We start from the raw sequence: 15,942 nt of genomic DNA, 5'->3' as shown, positions 1-15,942 counted from the left end.
GGCTACTAGCTCCTGCGGCTCTTTTTGTGTTGCGCGGGTAAGGGTCTTCCTAAATAAAGGAGAGCCTAGACATGTATATTGTGAACGGTCAACAATTGAAAAAATACCACGGTGCCAATCTGATTCTGGACGGTGCATCGTTTGATATTCATACGGGGGAAAAGGTGGGGCTCATCGGTCGCAACGGAAGCGGCAAAACCACCCTGTTACGCCTCATTGCGCGTTTATCTCGACCGGATGAAGGGCAGCTCGTCATCGCCAAGAATACGAAAATTGGCTATTTGCCGCAAATCCCGGCGGAGTTTGAACACTTGAGTGTGTATGAAACGCTGGCTTACGCCTATCGTGAGTTGAAGGATTGCCGTAATCAGATGAGTGAGTTGGAGTGTGAAATGTCCGATCCGGTTGTAGCTGCGAATGCGGATTGTTTGGAAAAGCTGCTGCAATCGTATGCAGCCTTGCAAGAACGGTTTGAGCGAAGCGGCGGCTATGAAATGGACGCGAATATCGACCAGGTAGCCGACGGGCTGCGTATTCCCAAAGCCATGTATACGCGCAGCTTCGGTTTGCTCTCCGGCGGTGAGAAAACGAAAATTGCACTCGCGTCCCAACTCATCGGACGACCGGATCTGCTGCTGCTGGATGAGCCGACCAACCATTTGGATTTAAAAGGTTTGGAATGGCTGGAGCAATTTTTGCAAGGCTATACGGGCGCGTGTGTGGTTGTATCCCATGATCGTTATTTTCTGGATCGCGTTGCCGTCAAGATGATTGAGCTGGAGGATGGCGAGGCGTTTACGTATTATGCGAACTACAGTGGCTACGTCAAGGAGAAGGAAGAACGGCTGCTGCTACAATTCGAGGACTACAAGGAACAACAAAAGCGGATCAAGAAGATGAAAGAGGCCATTCGGCGTCTTGAAGAGTGGGGACGCAATGGGGATAACGAAAAGTTTTTTAAAAAAGCGAACTCGATTCGTAAGGCGCTGGAGCGTATGGAGCTGGTGAAGCGGCCTGTACTGGACCCGCAAGGGGCTGAGTTTAATTTGAGACTGGAGGACCGTTCGGGCCGGCGCGTGCTGCATTTCGAAGAAATGGCCAAAGCCTATGGGGAGCGCCAGATATTAAAAGGGGCTACGGGCAGTCTGGAATTTGGCGAAAAGGTGGCTTTGTTAGGAGATAACGGTTCTGGAAAAACGACGCTGCTCAAGCTGCTGCTTGGTCAGGAGAGTGCGGATGCAGGCATGGTGCAATGGGGCGCACGCGTGGAGTATGGATATTTGGCGCAGCAGGAAGGAGAGCGGGACAGTCGTGCGACCGTGCTTGTGTACTTTAAGGAAGAAGCGGGTGTGGAGGAAGGCGAGGCACGCGGACTGCTGGCGAAGTATTTGTTCTACGGAGCAGATGTGTTTAAGCCTGTTAGCATGCTGTCCGGTGGAGAATGGTCCCGCTTGCGGTTGGCGTTGCTGGTCATGAAAAAGCCGAATTTGCTGGTGCTGGATGAGCCGACCAACCACTTGGACATCGACTCACGCGAGGCGCTGGAGGAAGCGCTGGAAAGCTACACGGGAACCGTGCTGGCGATTTCGCACGACCGTTATTTTGTGAACAAGCTGGCCGGGCGCGTCTGGGAGCTGGAGGACGGAAAGCTGGCCTCTTATCTGGGCGGCTTCGATGAATACCGGGTGAAGAAGCGGGAACTGGAACACGCCCGCCTCCTGAGCGCAGGAGATGTCGGGGCACGCAGCATGGCATCCGGAAGCAGAGCCGCTGTAGGTGGCTGCTCTGGCTTGGACGGGGCTGCATCTGCCAGAGCAGCCGGCAACGGAACGGCTTCGGCTGTGCGGACAGGAGCGCCTGCCGGGGCCGATGCGAGCCGCTTGGACTCGCCCGCCGCAGGTGGCGGGTCATCCGCTGGCACGGGGGCAGACGGAGCGAGGGCCGCCGCGAAGTCGTCCCGTACGCCCGCCATATCCAGCGAGCGGCTGGAGCGGGCGATTGCCGCCAAGGAAGCGGAATTGGCGGCGGCGGATGCCGAACTGGAGCAGCTCGGTACAAGCAGCGACACGATGCGCATGGCGGAGCTGTGGGACGCGCGTGAACGACTGCAAGCGGAGCTGGACACGCTGCTCGGCGAGTGGATTGAACTGGAGTAGGTGGCGGGATGGTCACTGGATGAGCATTGCTAGAACAACAAAGGTATAATTTTATACAAAGCATAGCCCTGAGGTAGAACGTTCACCGAGGGGCTATGCTTTGTATGGTTAAAGAGATCGTTAGTGAAAATTAATAGCCAATATATTAACATAAATGAATATTTATAAATTATATTCATGCTTTTGGTATATACCTTTTTCATTTTGCAACATGTGATATCTTTGTGTCTGTAGAAATAAATCCAATAATTGTTATAAGAAGTTTTGGTTTCCAACAAAGAACATACATACAGATTGTCCACGTAGTATATGGCAATATTTCGAGTGGGTGACGATCTGGTCGGGGTGTTGTTCATATAAATCCTTCGACGGGCGAGTTTTTGGCAGCTCGTTGAAAATGAAGGGTACGTCTAAAAACGAAAGGGGGAGAATGCAATGGCTGACAATTTATTTGATCTGGATGTTCAAGTAAACAAATCTCAAGGTTCTGTGGAACCTCAACTTACTAGTGTTGCTAGATGCTCTGGTGGATGTGGTGATGATAAAACCGATAATACTAAATGCGTAGCTACTTGTGGAAAAAATTGCTACACCAATATAGGGGCTTTTTGCTAGTCACTATATTTTATAGTTTCATCGTTTTCTTAATGTATGAATTTTATAATTAAAAATAGGAAGTGGAACGTCTAGATAGTTCCTCTTCCTGTTAAAAAAAGCGGACGATCAAAGTATAAATGATCGTTTTCAGAATGATCTTATACTTTGTTTGTGGATGGAGGGAAAGTATGTCGGATGCCTTATTGGAGGTCAGTCAGGTAACGAAAAAAATGGGGAAAAGAAAGTTATTGAATGACATTTCCTTCGAGCTTGAAAAAGGGAAAATATACGGATTCATCGGTCCGAATGGAGCCGGAAAAACGACGATGATGCGAATCATGACCGGATTGATGCAGCCAACCAGCGGCTCCGTAAGGATTGCTTCATACGATGTACAAACGGATCGGGAAAAGGCGTTGTCTAAGGTAGGAGCTATTATTGAATCTCCAATATTTTTTGACTATATGACAGGCAGGCAGGTTTTGCGTAATTTGTCACGGTTGCACTCCGAAATTACCCCTTCAGGTCGAGAGATACATATTGAAGAGTTGCTTACAAAGGTGAGGCTTGAAACACGGGCGGATGACAAGGTGAAAACCTATTCCCTGGGTATGAAGCAAAGGCTCGGGATTGCGCAGTCTATGCTGGGGGCTCCAGAGCTTCTTTTGCTAGATGAACCGTCAAACGGCCTTGACCCTATGGGGATGCGGGAGCTGAGAGATATTGTGCTTCGTCTGCGTGAATCGTCAAATTATGCCTTTTTTATTTCAAGTCACTTGCTGGATGAGTTGCAGCAAATGTGTGACGAACTGATTGTAATTAAAGAAGGGACACTAGTTTGGAAGGGGCCAGCTGATCAACTGGTGGAGGACGGCCAACGTCTGGAGGATGCTTTTATGGGATTGATGGGACTATGAAGCTATTAATATACAGCGAGTTCGAGCGATTATGGAGACGAAAGTGGTTCTGGCTCATGGTTTTATGTACACCGGTGCTAGCTTGTTCGACAGGAGTATATTTTTTGCGCACCATGAAGGTTCCTGTAGAGGTATTATCCTTAAACTTTGTCGTTACTGGTCTGCGTGAGAATTTGTTTTTAGCATGCAACATGGCTGTGGCTGCTTTAGCTGCTGCTGTATACACAGAGGAGTTTCGAAGCGGGCAACTGCGTTTGTTATTTATACGCCGATATACCCGCGGTCAGATTTTCTGGAGTAAGCTGCTGGTTTTGAATACTTCTATCTTGCTCCTTCTCATTGCGTTTGCAGTATCCTCGCAGGTGATCGTTGAAGTATGGAGGCTTTCATATGATGTAAGTGACGCGGGTCTGTCTGGATCTCAAGGACTGCAGATGCTTGAATACTATGGTTGGGCGCTTGCCTCATTATTAGCAATAAGCTCCTTCTACTGCTTTGTCGCTATGTACAGCAAGAGTGTAACGTATGCCATCGGTGTTTGTATGGTATACAATCTGGGCTCTCTGTTGTTTGATTCGTTGTACTTAAAATTGGCCTCTTTTGTTTCTCATGTCCCATACGTATACAACATAATCACATTTATGTTTATTCCGTATATGCAGCATACAGGCTTAGATAGATCTTTAATGGGGAACTTGTCCGTGAATGGAGCGATTGCTACTGCTGTTAGTTTATATCTTATCTTTTTTACTTGGGGGGCATACCGCCGCTTTGTGGCCGATGATTATTTGTGTTAGGGGGATCTCTTTATGCTGGGAATCTGGCGAAGTGAGATGGAACGGATCTGGAATCGCAAGTCCACTCTTTGGTTGTATATAGCCTATATATTCATAGTTATTGCAACTATATGGAGTCATAAAGTAACTGGCACGAAGGTCTTACGTTTTGGTGAAGGGACCGTAACCGTAAATAATCTAAACTTGCCATGGCTGATGATGAGTGAGGTTGCTCTATTTCTAACTACAGCGATGCTGCCTATCCTGTATGTGGATCAGTTAAGTGGTGATCTTTACTCGGGGGCGTACAGGTTATACATGTTACGGCCGTACCGCCGTTTTCAGTTTTGGCTTGCTAAGTTGTGTGCACTATCAGTTACGACGGTCATTTTTATAGGGACAAGTTTGCTTATAAGTATATTTGCGGGATGGTTGCTTTTTCCGCATAGTTCTACTTTTTTAAAATATGGTTCATCAGTGATGTCTACCTCATCAGATGCCATCCCATACATACTTGGTTTCTATCTTATATTAACGATGGTTTGCTTGGTGAAGCTTATGTTGAGTAGCGCAATATGTTTGTATGTATCCCGACCCTTGTTTGCCTATATAGTTATTCTGTTTTTATCTGTATTCCTCTTTGAGTTGTTTAGGCCACTTATTATATTGATGGACCCATTTCAACAAATAATGCTTGCTCTAAGGGTGGACAATTCCTTTAAGTTTTGGATGTGTGTAGGAGGTGTGATTGTGGCATGTATGTTTATTAGTTTTACTCGATGGCAAAAAAAAATTGTTTAGAAGTTCTGTCTGGAACGGAGGCTTCTCATGAAAAAAACAGGAAATCTGTATAAAACTTTAGATTTTTTTATGTTGCGTACTCCTGTGCTACCTATGGAGGAGTTTGCAAAATGCTTCCCAAACTGCGTTGAAGAGGGCGAAGACGTCAGGGGGGTGGCTTTACGTTATCTTTCCGAATTGTCTCACAATTCGTTCATTCGTGAAGCAATGGCCGCTTCCAGCCCCACTTTGCTTGATTCTTTAGTACATATCAGCAATTCAGACAATCCGCGCAAACAGGGACAGGTCATCAAGGCCTTCATGCGCTATATCCTAAGAATGATCACACGACCCACGCCATTTGGTTTGTTGGCCGGAGTAACCTATGGACAATTCGGAGAACAAGCGCGGCTCTGTTTGCAAGGCCCTGATACCTATCAAAAGCGCGCAAGACCTGACATGGAATGGTTGTTAAAGATAGTGGAGTTAATCGAAAGCCATCCTGAGGTCGTGCGACAGCTCAAAGTTCAGCGTAATACATTGATCTATCGCCAGGGTAGCCGGGCTAAAATTCCCTACACGACAAGGCATGGCAGTATGACTAAAGGTGAAGATCAGAGCGTATCTGTGCGTGCAACCCATGTATTTGATTGTATGATAGATGCAAGCTCAAGCCCCATTCCTTATACTGAATTGATTCATCAGCTTCAGCAGAAATTCATGGATGCTGCTCCTGAAACGATTGAGCGTTATGTGTGGCAGCTATTTGAGCAAGAGTTTTTGATTTCGGAAATCATTCCCCCTACCACAACCACTGACCCGCTTAATCATATCCTGTCTGTTCTGAAATCAGTAACGGGTATGGATGAACTCAAAGAAAAACTGGTTCACATCACAGATGCTGTTCATAAATATAATCGTCTTCCTATAGGCCAGGGTGAGGACTTGCTGAGACAATTAAGACAGAACATGGAAGACATATTTCATGTGAAATCAAGTCTGCAAATTGACCTTTCTCTGGAGAATCGAAGTATGACCCTACCTCAGTCTATTCGTAGCGATGTAGAGCGTATAGCTGAATTGCTGACTAGGCTTTCGACACGTGAGAACAGATCGCTGGATGAGTTTAGCGTGGAATTCCTTGAGAAGTATGGTCCATATCGGGAGGTTCCATTACTGGAGCTGTTGGATGAGGACACGGGATTAGGAGCACCGATGGGTTACAAACATCCCACCAGTCGTAGGGGACGTTTGCAGAACACGTCACGGTCCAAGTTCAGGTTACACTATGAAAAACTCCTATTTCAATGGTTTGTGTCCTGTATCCGCGACGGAAAAGATGAAATTGTATTAACAGATGTGATGATTGATGAAATTATGAAGGGGCAAGAACAGGATGAATGGGTCGCCTTGCCATCCATGGAACTGATATTTCAGCTTGTAGCATCTACCGAAATAGATGTGACTCGCGGGGAGTACACTCTTTTGTTGGGACCCAATCAGGGCTCTGATGGAGCAGGAAAAACGTTTGGAAGATTTTTGGATCTGTTTGGGGAGGATTTTGGAGCTATATTTTCCGTGATTCAGTCAGAAGAGCAGCAGCTACAACCTGATAAGCTATTGGCCGAAATATCCTATTTGCCCAGCGCGGGAAGAGTGGCCAATGTAGTATTAACCAAGCCTACCCGGCCTTATGAAATAGCGATAGGAATCAATCATGTAGTGCATGAGGAAGGGCAAATTCATGTATCGGATCTCGTTGTTGGCGTGCGTAATGAGCGGTTCTATTTGAAATCTATTAGCCGTAATCACGAGGTTATTGCCAAAGCTGGGCATATGCTCAATACAGAAATGACACCCAACATATATCGTTTCATCCTTGAGGTTGGCGACAGCGGTTACCACCAATGGTCACCTATGGATTGGGGATTCGCGGAACAGTCTCCATTTACCCCGCGTCTCAGATATGAGCATATCATTCTCCATCCTGCTACGTGGAGAATCGTAAATGACCTGCCAACTAGCCAGTCCAAGGATATAGGAATGATTGAAGAGCAGGTATGCCAATTCCGAAGGGAATGGCGTGTACCGCGTTATGTATACATGATTGAATCGGATAACCGCATCTTGCTGGATCTGGATCACCCGTTACATATGGAACAAGTTTGCAGGGACCTTCAATCCAAAGGGAAAGTCACTTTAATTGAGCATATAGGTGATGTCGAAGAAACGCCAGTCTCCCGTAGAGATGGTCATTTAGCGGCCGAGTTTGTGTTCCCGCTCGTAAGGAATCAGGCTATTAATACACACCTTTTTGGGGAAGAGGTTGCTGTTTCCCTAGATATAGTTCATGAGGATGCAAGTCAAGGTTCTGTAGAAGCAGCCTGTATCTATCTACCTGGAGGGCGTTGGCTTTATGCTAAATTATACGGTCTAAACAGCCGACAGGATGAGTTTATAGGGAAATACTGGGACGAATTTGTGCAGACGCATCAACACAGTGGAGATATCCTTCAAGGATACTTTATCCGATATGCAGATCCTGATAAACATCTTCGTGTCAGGTTTGAATTATCGAGGGATTGTGAAACGAATGTGTTTCTCTCTTTGTTCCATCACTGGACTGAAATGCTTGTGGGTGAAGGTTTGGTGTCCAGAGTTGTGATCGATACGTACGAGCCTGAAATAGAGCGTTACGGTGGAAGTGGACTTATGATATGGGCTGAGCGAGTGTTTTCGTCTGACAGTGAGGTGACAGCCAAGCTTGTACGCCTTATCAGATTCAATCAAACGTCCTTGCAACAGGAGATTATAGCCACACTAAGTGTCATTAACTTGCTGAGGCAGTTTGGATACCATGCGGAGGATGCTTGTGTATTACTGAATCAACACTTTAATGTTAAAGAGTATTTGGAAGACTTCCGTAAGGAAAGGAAGTTCTTTTTACAATGGATGACATCTAATCAGGAAAATCCAACTTCAACCCAATCCAGCCGGAACTCCATAGAGAATATTTTTAACCTGAGAAAAGAAGCTGTAGAGCAGTATAGTCGTGTGCTCTATGAGCAGGAACAGGAAGGAGTGTCCACCAACACAAGAGAGGATATTGTATATAGTGTGGTTCATATGCATTTGAATCGATTGCTCGGGATAGACAGGAAACGGGAACGTAAGGTGATGATTATTGCCAGACATGCTATGAACAGTCTAGTTCAATATCGGGGGAATCGCCAATGAGCCGTACGCAAACAACTACGAATCGCAAAAATTCCTCCATCTGGAAGAGTTTAATTCAAGGATTAAAGCTGTTTGCATTGGTATTTCGTATGAATAAGCCTTATATGGTTTTCAGCGTTTTTTTGCATATTGTTCAGGGTTTGATGCCTGTTCTTACATTAATTATTATGAAAAATCTGCTTAATAGTATTGTTTATTCCGATACCCAAGGCATTTCTTTAATAATGTTACAGTTTGGGTTGTTCATAGCAATTTACGTACTGAAAAATGTAGTTACAATGAGCCAAACCTATGTTGAAGGTACGCTTGAAGCAGTGTTGTCCAAGTCATTAAATATGATGATAGGGGAGAAATCAAGCTCTTTGGGATTAGCAGATTATGAAAATTCAGAAATAAATGATCAGCTAAAGCGTGCAACCCAGGAAGCCTCTTATCGACCATACCAGTTGTATACCCAAATGGCGGGCATTTTATCGAGTCTTGTCACTATGCTTTCCTCCGCAGCTTTACTTTTTTTGTGGAAATGGTGGGTGGTCGTCATTTTATTTATGATCTCTCTGGTGTCCGTATATTCTATTTTTAAGTTAAATAAAGAACAATTTGAAATTTATATGAATCGGACCCCGTTATATCGGCAGTCTTGGTATATGACCTTTCTACTAACCAATGACCGTGCGGTCAAGGAAGTAAAAATTTTTAATATAAGTTCATATTTGCTTAAAAGATATGGGGAATTATTGCAAAAATTTTTTGTGGAAGACCGGCGAATATTAGGCAAGCGGGTCACCATTACTTTTATGTACAGCCTGTTGGAGCTTGCTGTGTTGTTTGGAGTAGTGTGGCTGGCTATCAGGGAGACCTTCGAGAAAAAATTATTAATAGGTAGCTTATACGGCTATATTCAGGCGATTATGCTGACCCAAAGCCAGATGCAGGCCTTGATTCAGGGGATTGTCCAATTTTCGCAAAATAATTTGTATATGGAGCAGTTATTTTTATTTTTACAGTTGCCCACATCGGATCCGATCCACCGTCAAAAGGAACAGGCGCCGCCACTTAATCCAGAATACAGCAAGAAGTTTTGTATAGAGAAGGTATCCGTTGAGGGAGTTTCTTTTACCTACTCTGGTCAAACAGCTCCTTCCATTCGGGATATTCATTTGACCATGAATAAAGGCCAGACAATAGCCATAGTAGGAAAGAACGGCTCAGGGAAATCGACGCTCATGAAGGTGCTGATGCAGCTATACTCCGATTATGAAGGTACGGTTAAAATAAATGGTCGTCCCGTTCAGGATTACGACTTGCAGAAGGTTCAGGACAAAATTGGCGTAGTATTTCAGGATTTTATGCATTATGAAATGTCAGCACGTCATAATATCGGTTTTGGATCGTTAGAGCGTATGGAGCAGGATGAGGAGCTCATCCATGCGGCTCAATACGCGGCTATAGACCAGATTATAACCAAGCTTCCGCAAGGATTGGACACGCAGCTTGGGAAATGGTTTGAAGAAGGCTATCAGCTCTCAGGCGGACAATGGCAGAGAATGGCAATTGCACGGGCATTTTTGCGGAAGGCGGATGTTTATATTTTGGATGAGCCGAATTCCTTTTTGGACCCGGTCGCGGAAAGGGATTTGCTCGTCCTGTTTCTTGAGTTGATGAAGGATAGCATCGGTATTTTTGTTACACACCGGACTTCTTCGGCACGTCTGGCTCAAAAAATCGTGGTCATGGATAATGGGGTAATTGTCGAGCAGGGAACCCATCGGGAGCTGATGCTACTGGATGGATTATATGCAGAGATGTACAGTATTCAAGCTAGTTCGTTCAATGAAGAAGAAGCTGTGGTCGAAACCGGAGGGAGAGTTTCAGGATGACGACGATTTCATATACATGCGACAACTGGATACCCGTCAAGGGAGAAATGAAGGATAAGATATCCGCAGTATTGCAGGAGATTGCCAAGCGTTACAGGGACCCGGATCAGGTACGTTTATGCATGCAAAAGGTGCCTCAAATAGAAGCTGACGGAACGAAAATAGATCGTTGGTCGGACGAGAGTTTAGCCAGTGGATTCCCAGGCATATGTTTATTTATGAGTGAGTTGGATCGATTGTATCCTGATGATGGATGGGATAGGGTAGGTCATCAATATCTGGAGCGGATTCGCATCATTCTGGAACAGCAGGGTATCCATAATGCATCCTTGTATAGTGGCTTATCAGGGATTTTGCTGGCCATTCATTCCTTATCCAGAAAAGGAATACGTTACCAAGGTATGTTGGACTCGCTCGCCTCCTGGTATGAAGAGATTGTTTCGCATAAACTGACTCAATATCGAGAAGAGTGGGAAAATGGACGGTTGCAAATGAGTCAATATGACACGATATCAGGCTTTGCGGGAATTGGGCGTATTACTATGCTATTCCTGAATCGTCCAGGTATGCATTTGATATGGGAGCAGACAATTGAGTTGTTCCAGATCATGTGCGGTGAGAAAAATACGAGTGGTTACACATTACCTGCTTGGCACATTTCACCGGAATATCAGTTTCAGGAGGGTGAAAAGCTACAATATCCTCAAGGGAATTTTAATTTAGGAATTTCACATGGCGTTGCAGGCCCGTTAGCTTTCCTGAGCTTGTCTGCTCTTCACGGAGCTGGCGCCCCCCTATTGAAAAATGACATTCATAGCTTGGCTCAATTTATAAACCATTGGCGTATTGAGGAAAAGGAAGGTATGATCTGGCCCGGTCGGGTTTCTTTTGAAGAATGGATGGGTGACTGTTTATTGCCTGACAGCACACAGCGTTATCGTGATTCCTGGTGTTACGGTGTACCAGGCATTGCACGTTCGATCTGGCTGGCAGGACAAGCAGTTCACAATGAAGAATGGATTGAAACGGGACTTCGCGCCTATTTGGATATAGAAAAACGGCTTTATCGCAACGGGGGACTAACCTCTGCCACATTGTGTCATGGTGTCGGAGGATTGCTGCAATTGGTTCAGCGTATGTATTCAGATACCGGACATGAGCAGCTAGGTGTGATACGGGACAGGCTACTGGAAGATGTATTAAATATGTTCGATTCTGAATCGCTGTTTGGTTTTTATGATCATAGCCTACTGGATGGAAGGCTTGCAGAAGTGGATGAGGCTGGTTTTCTGAATGGAAGTGCAGGTGTTGCTTTGGTGTTGGCTTCCTTAATCGGGGAAGAAAATCCGGAGTGGGACGCTGCTTTTTTAATTCGCTAAAACGGAGATAAAAGCTTTAATCAATACAAAGGAAGATCCATTCGACCATTAGCGGGTCGTGGATCTTCTTTTTTTAAATATCAATACCTTGGAACCTTAGTCAGACCTCAGTACACCGAAGCTGTTTTTGAAGTGTTCTTGATGCCGTTGGCATCGTTCAATATGATATTGCCCCATGCCGTCGGCGTTTTCCAGTCGCTGCTGTTCACAAGGTCAAGCCATGCGTTTTCGCTGTTGTTGCCCGTCCAGGACCAGGCCAGATAGCCGATGCCTTTGGCTTGGGATTGCTTCATAACCTCATAAGGGTTCACCGTGGTGCCCAGATTGTTGTTTCCATTATTGTAGTTGTAGCCAAACTCGCCCACGATGACAGCCAGTCCCTTGTCCTTTATAGCTTGCAGCTCGGAGCCGATCTTGCTGGAATCATTGTAGTTGGCGTACATATGGACGGAGAACAGCAAATTATGGTTGGGATCATGCTGCAATAGCTCAACGCCATGGGCTTTAATCGGGGAGGCATATTGTCCCCAACCGGAGCCGTCAATCACAATCGTATTCGGCAGGCCTGCGTTGCGCAGCGTGGTGATGGCCGTTTTGTAAGCGTCCCGCCATGCGGCATCAGACAGGTTGTGGTCGCCCCACTCATTCGCGATATTCACGAGAACATACTTCTGGTTATCGGCCAGTACCTTTTTCACCGCTGGTTGAGCGAAATAACGGGCCATATCGTTCAAACGATTGGCATCATTGCTGCCCGTAACATCGTGCAGCTCAACGACGGAAATCAGCTTGAGCTGTTTGGCGTGGTTGATAATTTCCTCCAGTCTTTGTGCCGATCCATTCGTCTGCCACACAATGCGAACGGTGTTGGACTTCGTCGCCGCAATGGTATCCAATGCCTGATAGGCTTGTGTATCAAACCAGATATGAGGGTTATTCACTCCACGCATGACAAAGGTATTTCCGTTCGCATCCTTCAGACTGGTTCCGCTTACATAAAACCCCGAGGCTGCAAACGATGTACCTCCATTCAACAAACCCATGCCGCAACAAAGCAGAAATACTACAGCGAATACCCATACTTTTTTGGCATATAACCGCCAATCTCTCACAAACCAACGCCTCCTCTTCTATAGTCAAATTAATCCTATGTTGAAAATGGATACATATTACACCTATTGTGATGTTGGAATGACATATCGTTCCTTTTACATAGAGTTCGGGTATTAATTGTCTAGTCACGCAATAGATTGACATAGGGGAAAAGGAGGTATGAGTATGTGGAAATGGGGCAAGAGGCTGTCATTACTAGCTTTGATACTTCTAATGGCGATTATTGTAAGCGCATGCAATAAGGATGATGCGTCAGGCAAGGTGAAGATTGAATTTTTCCAGAACAAGCCGGAGGCCAAGGGTTCCTTCGATAAGCTGATCTCCCGATTCAATCAGGAGCATCTCGGCATTGAAGTGACACAGGTCAACCCGCCGGAGGCAGAGACGGTGCTGCTGACCCGAGTGGTCAAAAATGATGTACCTGACATTGTAGGGCTTGGGGCTACCGACACCTATTCCATTTTGGCGCAGAGCGGTATTTTTACGGATCTAGCGAATACAGAATTGCCACGTACAGTAGACCCGATTTACCTCAACATGCTCAAGGATGTGACTGGGGCCGATCCGGTGTTTGGAATTCCTTACGCTTCCAATGCGAATGGTGTGATGTACAACAAAACACTTTTTAAAGAAATGGGATTACAGGTGCCCAAAACGTGGGATGAGCTGATCCTAACGGCACAAAAGATCAAGGCTGCCGGCAAAATCCCGTTCTATTTTACATATAAAGATGATTGGCAGACGAACCTTCCCTTCAATGCACTTGGCCCGAATCTAGTGGGCATTGATTTTTTCCTGCAACGACGTGAAAATCAGGTCACCTTTCAGGACAAGTACCGCGAGGTGGCGGAAAAGCAGCTAAAGCTGCTGAAATACGGACATGGCGATAATTTTGGCAAAAACTATGCGGACGGGAACCGTGCCTTTGCTAATGGACAGGGGTTTATGTATATCCAGGGCTCATGGGCGATATCTGAAATCCGCAAGGCGAATCCGAAGGTGGAGCTTGGATTCTTCCCGTTACCGACAGGGAACGATGAACAGGCGGTCAAGCTGGTGTCCGGTATAGATACACTGTTAGCCGTTTCGGAGAGCACTCCGCATAAAAAAGAGGCTGAGGAGTTCATTGCCTTTCTGCTGAAGCCGGAGAACAGCAAGCAGTATATTACGGAGCAAACGCTGTTTTCAGCGGTGAAGGGAGTCACGCAGGATGACCCGAGTGTAGCGGGGCTGCTGCCGTATTTTAAATCCGGGCGTGTCATTGATTTTGCCGATCATTATATTCCGAAAGCCGTACAGTTAAACTCCATTGTGCAGGCCTTCCTGCAAAACGGAGACATCGACGCTTATTTGGCGAAGCTGGACAGTGAATGGGATAAGGTAGCTAACCGCCGATAAGGGAGGAGGATAAGACATGAACAAGCGACTAATGGCTTTCTATGGGATGACCGTGCCGGCTGTCCTGTTGTTTTTTATATTTTTGACATTGCCTGCTTTTCAGGGCTTTTATTATTCGCTCACGAACTGGAACGGCTTTGGTCATCAATATCACTTTGTCGGGTTCAAAAACTATGTCAACCTGTTTCAGGACGATAATGTGGGGAACGCATACTGGTTTACCTTCAAATTTGCTATTGTGGTTACGGTTGCGATTAACGTTCTCAGCTTGCTAATTGCGCTGGGGCTGAATGCTAAAATTCGGTTCCGTAACTTTTTCCGGGGTATTTATTTTTTGCCTAATATTTTGAGTGTGCTGATTGTCGGATACATATTCAATTACCTGTTTTCGAACGTGTTTACGATTTGGGGGCAAAATGTAGGCATTACCTCTTTATCGACCAACATTTTGGGCAGCGAACAGTTGGCTTGGGTGGGGGTTGTAGTTGTAGCCGTATGGCAGGGGATTGCCTTCAATACGATTCTGTATCTGGCCGGGCTGCAAACCATTCCAACCAGTCTGTATGAGGCATCCAATTTGGACGGTGCAGGCAAATGGCGTGAATTCTGGAGTATTACGTTTCCGCTGATTGCCCCGTTTTTTACGATCAATATGGTATTGGCGATGAAAAATTCTCTCATGGTGTTCGACCAAATCGTGGCCTTGACGAACGGTGGACCGGGGCGGGCAACACAGTCGATATCACACTTGATCTATACAGGGGGCTTTAGAGGCGGGGAATTTGCTTATCAGTCGGCGAACTCTGTCATTTATTTTATTGTGATTGCGATGATTTCCATCTTGCAGCTACGATTCCTCCAGAGAAGGGAGATGGATAACTGATGAGAACGAGCAGACTTACCAACTGGCCTGTACTGCTTTTGGTGGCGTTGGGAACGATATTTATCCTGTTTCCCCTCTATATGACGGTGACGATTGCGCTTAAAAATCCTGAGCAGATGGCGCATTCTGCCTTTGCTTTTCCAACGGAGCTGCATTGGGAAAATTTTAGTCGTGCGGTGGACATGACCAACTTTTTCAGCGCTTTTCAGAATAGTGTAGTGGTCACGACATCAACGGTAGTGCTGACGCTGTTGACCAATTCCATGGTCGCTTATGCCATTTCGCGTAATATGCAGCGGCGCTTTTTTAAGGGGTTATATTTTTATTTTGTGAGCGCGATGTTCATTCCGTTCCCGATCATTATGCTGCCGATTGTCAAATTGGCCTCGGGACTTCACATGACCAATCTGTTTGGTCTGATTATGCTGCATACGGTATACGGGCTGGCGTTTAATGTGTTCGTCTATGTCGGCTATATCCGTTCCATTCCGGTTGCGCTGGAAGAAGCGGCTACGGTGGACGGGGCGACAACATGGGGCACATTCTGGCGAATTATTTTTCCATTGATGGCACCGATCAGTGCTACCGTGGGGATTCTCACCTGCCTGTCCACCTATAACGATTTTCTGCTGCCGCTCATTATAATCAGCGACCCGGAGCAGTACACGCTGCCGCTCGTTCAGTATGTGTTCCAGGGGCAGTTTAATACAGACTTCAATCTGGCCTTTGCCTCGTACCTGATGGCCTTGCTGCCAATGATTATCGTCTATTTGATGGCACAAAAATGGATCATCAACGGTGTTACGCAAGGCTCTGTGAAGTAAGT

11 protein-coding genes are annotated in these 15,942 nt (G+C 45.9%); 10 read left to right on the top strand and 1 reads right to left on the bottom strand.

Features of this window, described 5'->3' with window-relative positions; all coding sequences use genetic code 11:
• The first annotated feature begins 71 nt into the window (after positions 1 to 71).
• From abc-f to ACIFO6_RS05750, 7 genes are all read left to right on the top strand, one after another.
• Positions 72 to 2,156 carry a ribosomal protection-like ABC-F family protein gene (gene abc-f / locus ACIFO6_RS05780; protein WP_430038936.1) on the top strand — a complete coding sequence of 695 codons (2,085 nt, stop codon included), beginning with the start codon at positions 72 to 74 and terminating at the stop codon, positions 2,154 to 2,156.
• Positions 2,157 to 2,591: 435 nt separating this feature from the next.
• Positions 2,592 to 2,771 carry an FDLD family class I lanthipeptide gene (locus ACIFO6_RS05775; RefSeq protein ID WP_430038934.1) on the top strand — a complete coding sequence of 60 codons (180 nt, stop codon included), beginning with the start codon at positions 2,592 to 2,594 and terminating at the stop codon, positions 2,769 to 2,771.
• Between the two features lie 170 nt (positions 2,772 to 2,941).
• Positions 2,942 to 3,670: an ABC transporter ATP-binding protein gene (locus tag ACIFO6_RS05770; RefSeq protein ID WP_430038932.1), complete on the top strand. Its 729-nt coding sequence runs from the start codon at positions 2,942 to 2,944 to the stop codon at positions 3,668 to 3,670.
• Positions 3,667 to 4,467 (top strand): ABC transporter permease, encoded by an 801-nt coding sequence (locus tag ACIFO6_RS05765; protein WP_430038930.1) that lies wholly within the window; start codon positions 3,667 to 3,669, stop codon positions 4,465 to 4,467. Before ACIFO6_RS05770 ends, ACIFO6_RS05765 begins: the two co-directional genes overlap by 4 nt.
• 807 nt (positions 4,468 to 5,274) lie before the next feature.
• Positions 5,275 to 8,463 (top strand): lantibiotic dehydratase, encoded by a 3,189-nt coding sequence (locus tag ACIFO6_RS05760; protein WP_430038928.1) that lies wholly within the window; start codon positions 5,275 to 5,277, stop codon positions 8,461 to 8,463.
• Positions 8,460 to 10,343, top strand: a complete 1,884-nt coding sequence (locus ACIFO6_RS05755) for an ABC transporter ATP-binding protein (RefSeq protein ID WP_430038926.1) — start codon at positions 8,460 to 8,462, stop codon at positions 10,341 to 10,343. Before ACIFO6_RS05760 ends, ACIFO6_RS05755 begins: the two co-directional genes overlap by 4 nt.
• Positions 10,340 to 11,722, top strand: coding sequence for a lanthionine synthetase C family protein (locus ACIFO6_RS05750; RefSeq protein WP_430038924.1), 1,383 nt, complete (start codon positions 10,340 to 10,342; stop codon positions 11,720 to 11,722). Before ACIFO6_RS05755 ends, ACIFO6_RS05750 begins: the two co-directional genes overlap by 4 nt.
• Positions 11,723 to 11,829: 107 nt before the next feature.
• On the opposite strand, the gene ACIFO6_RS05745 is transcribed toward ACIFO6_RS05750, so the two are convergent.
• Complete coding sequence (locus ACIFO6_RS05745; protein WP_430038922.1) at positions 11,830 to 12,834, bottom strand: cellulase family glycosylhydrolase; 1,005 nt, start codon at positions 12,832 to 12,834, stop codon at positions 11,830 to 11,832.
• A 166-nt stretch (positions 12,835 to 13,000) separates the two neighbouring features.
• Between ACIFO6_RS05745 and ACIFO6_RS05740 the strand changes: the two genes are divergently transcribed.
• Genes ACIFO6_RS05740 through ACIFO6_RS05730 form a run of 3 tightly spaced genes read left to right on the top strand, consistent with a single transcriptional unit; the run spans position 13,001 to position 15,940 of the window.
• Positions 13,001 to 14,233 carry an ABC transporter substrate-binding protein gene (locus ACIFO6_RS05740; protein WP_430038920.1) on the top strand — a complete coding sequence of 411 codons (1,233 nt, stop codon included), beginning with the start codon at positions 13,001 to 13,003 and terminating at the stop codon, positions 14,231 to 14,233.
• A gap of 16 nt (positions 14,234 to 14,249) precedes the next feature.
• Positions 14,250 to 15,116 (top strand): carbohydrate ABC transporter permease, encoded by an 867-nt coding sequence (locus tag ACIFO6_RS05735; protein ID WP_430038918.1) that lies wholly within the window; start codon positions 14,250 to 14,252, stop codon positions 15,114 to 15,116.
• Positions 15,116 to 15,940, top strand: coding sequence for a carbohydrate ABC transporter permease (locus ACIFO6_RS05730; protein ID WP_430038916.1), 825 nt, complete (start codon positions 15,116 to 15,118; stop codon positions 15,938 to 15,940). Before ACIFO6_RS05735 ends, ACIFO6_RS05730 begins: the two co-directional genes overlap by 1 nt.
• Positions 15,941 to 15,942 lie beyond the last annotated feature (2 nt).

It is taken from the genome of Paenibacillus sp. NRS-1781, assembly GCF_050467745.1.
Taxonomy (GTDB): Bacteria; Bacillota; Bacilli; order Paenibacillales; family Paenibacillaceae; genus Paenibacillus; species Paenibacillus terrae_A.
The sequence above is the reverse complement of the archived record's forward strand: the minus strand, read 5'-3'. Positions and strand labels throughout refer to the sequence as shown.

Excerpts from the sequence above, each read along its gene's own strand:
- abc-f (WP_430038936.1), top strand. The coding sequence starts at position 72 with ATGTATATTGTGAACGGTCAACAATTGAAAAAATACCACGGTGCCAAT.
- ACIFO6_RS05760 (WP_430038928.1), top strand. The coding sequence starts at position 5,275 with ATGAAAAAAACAGGAAATCTGTATAAAACTTTAGATTTTTTTATGTTG.
- ACIFO6_RS05775 (WP_430038934.1), top strand. The coding sequence starts at position 2,592 with ATGGCTGACAATTTATTTGATCTGGATGTTCAAGTAAACAAATCTCAA.
- ACIFO6_RS05765 (WP_430038930.1), top strand. The coding sequence starts at position 3,667 with ATGAAGCTATTAATATACAGCGAGTTCGAGCGATTATGGAGACGAAAG.
- ACIFO6_RS05750 (WP_430038924.1), top strand. The coding sequence starts at position 10,340 with ATGACGACGATTTCATATACATGCGACAACTGGATACCCGTCAAGGGA.
- ACIFO6_RS05740 (WP_430038920.1), top strand. The coding sequence starts at position 13,001 with ATGTGGAAATGGGGCAAGAGGCTGTCATTACTAGCTTTGATACTTCTA.
- ACIFO6_RS05770 (WP_430038932.1), top strand. The coding sequence starts at position 2,942 with ATGTCGGATGCCTTATTGGAGGTCAGTCAGGTAACGAAAAAAATGGGG.
- ACIFO6_RS05735 (WP_430038918.1), top strand. The coding sequence starts at position 14,250 with ATGAACAAGCGACTAATGGCTTTCTATGGGATGACCGTGCCGGCTGTC.
- ACIFO6_RS05755 (WP_430038926.1), top strand. The coding sequence starts at position 8,460 with ATGAGCCGTACGCAAACAACTACGAATCGCAAAAATTCCTCCATCTGG.
- ACIFO6_RS05730 (WP_430038916.1), top strand. The coding sequence starts at position 15,116 with ATGAGAACGAGCAGACTTACCAACTGGCCTGTACTGCTTTTGGTGGCG.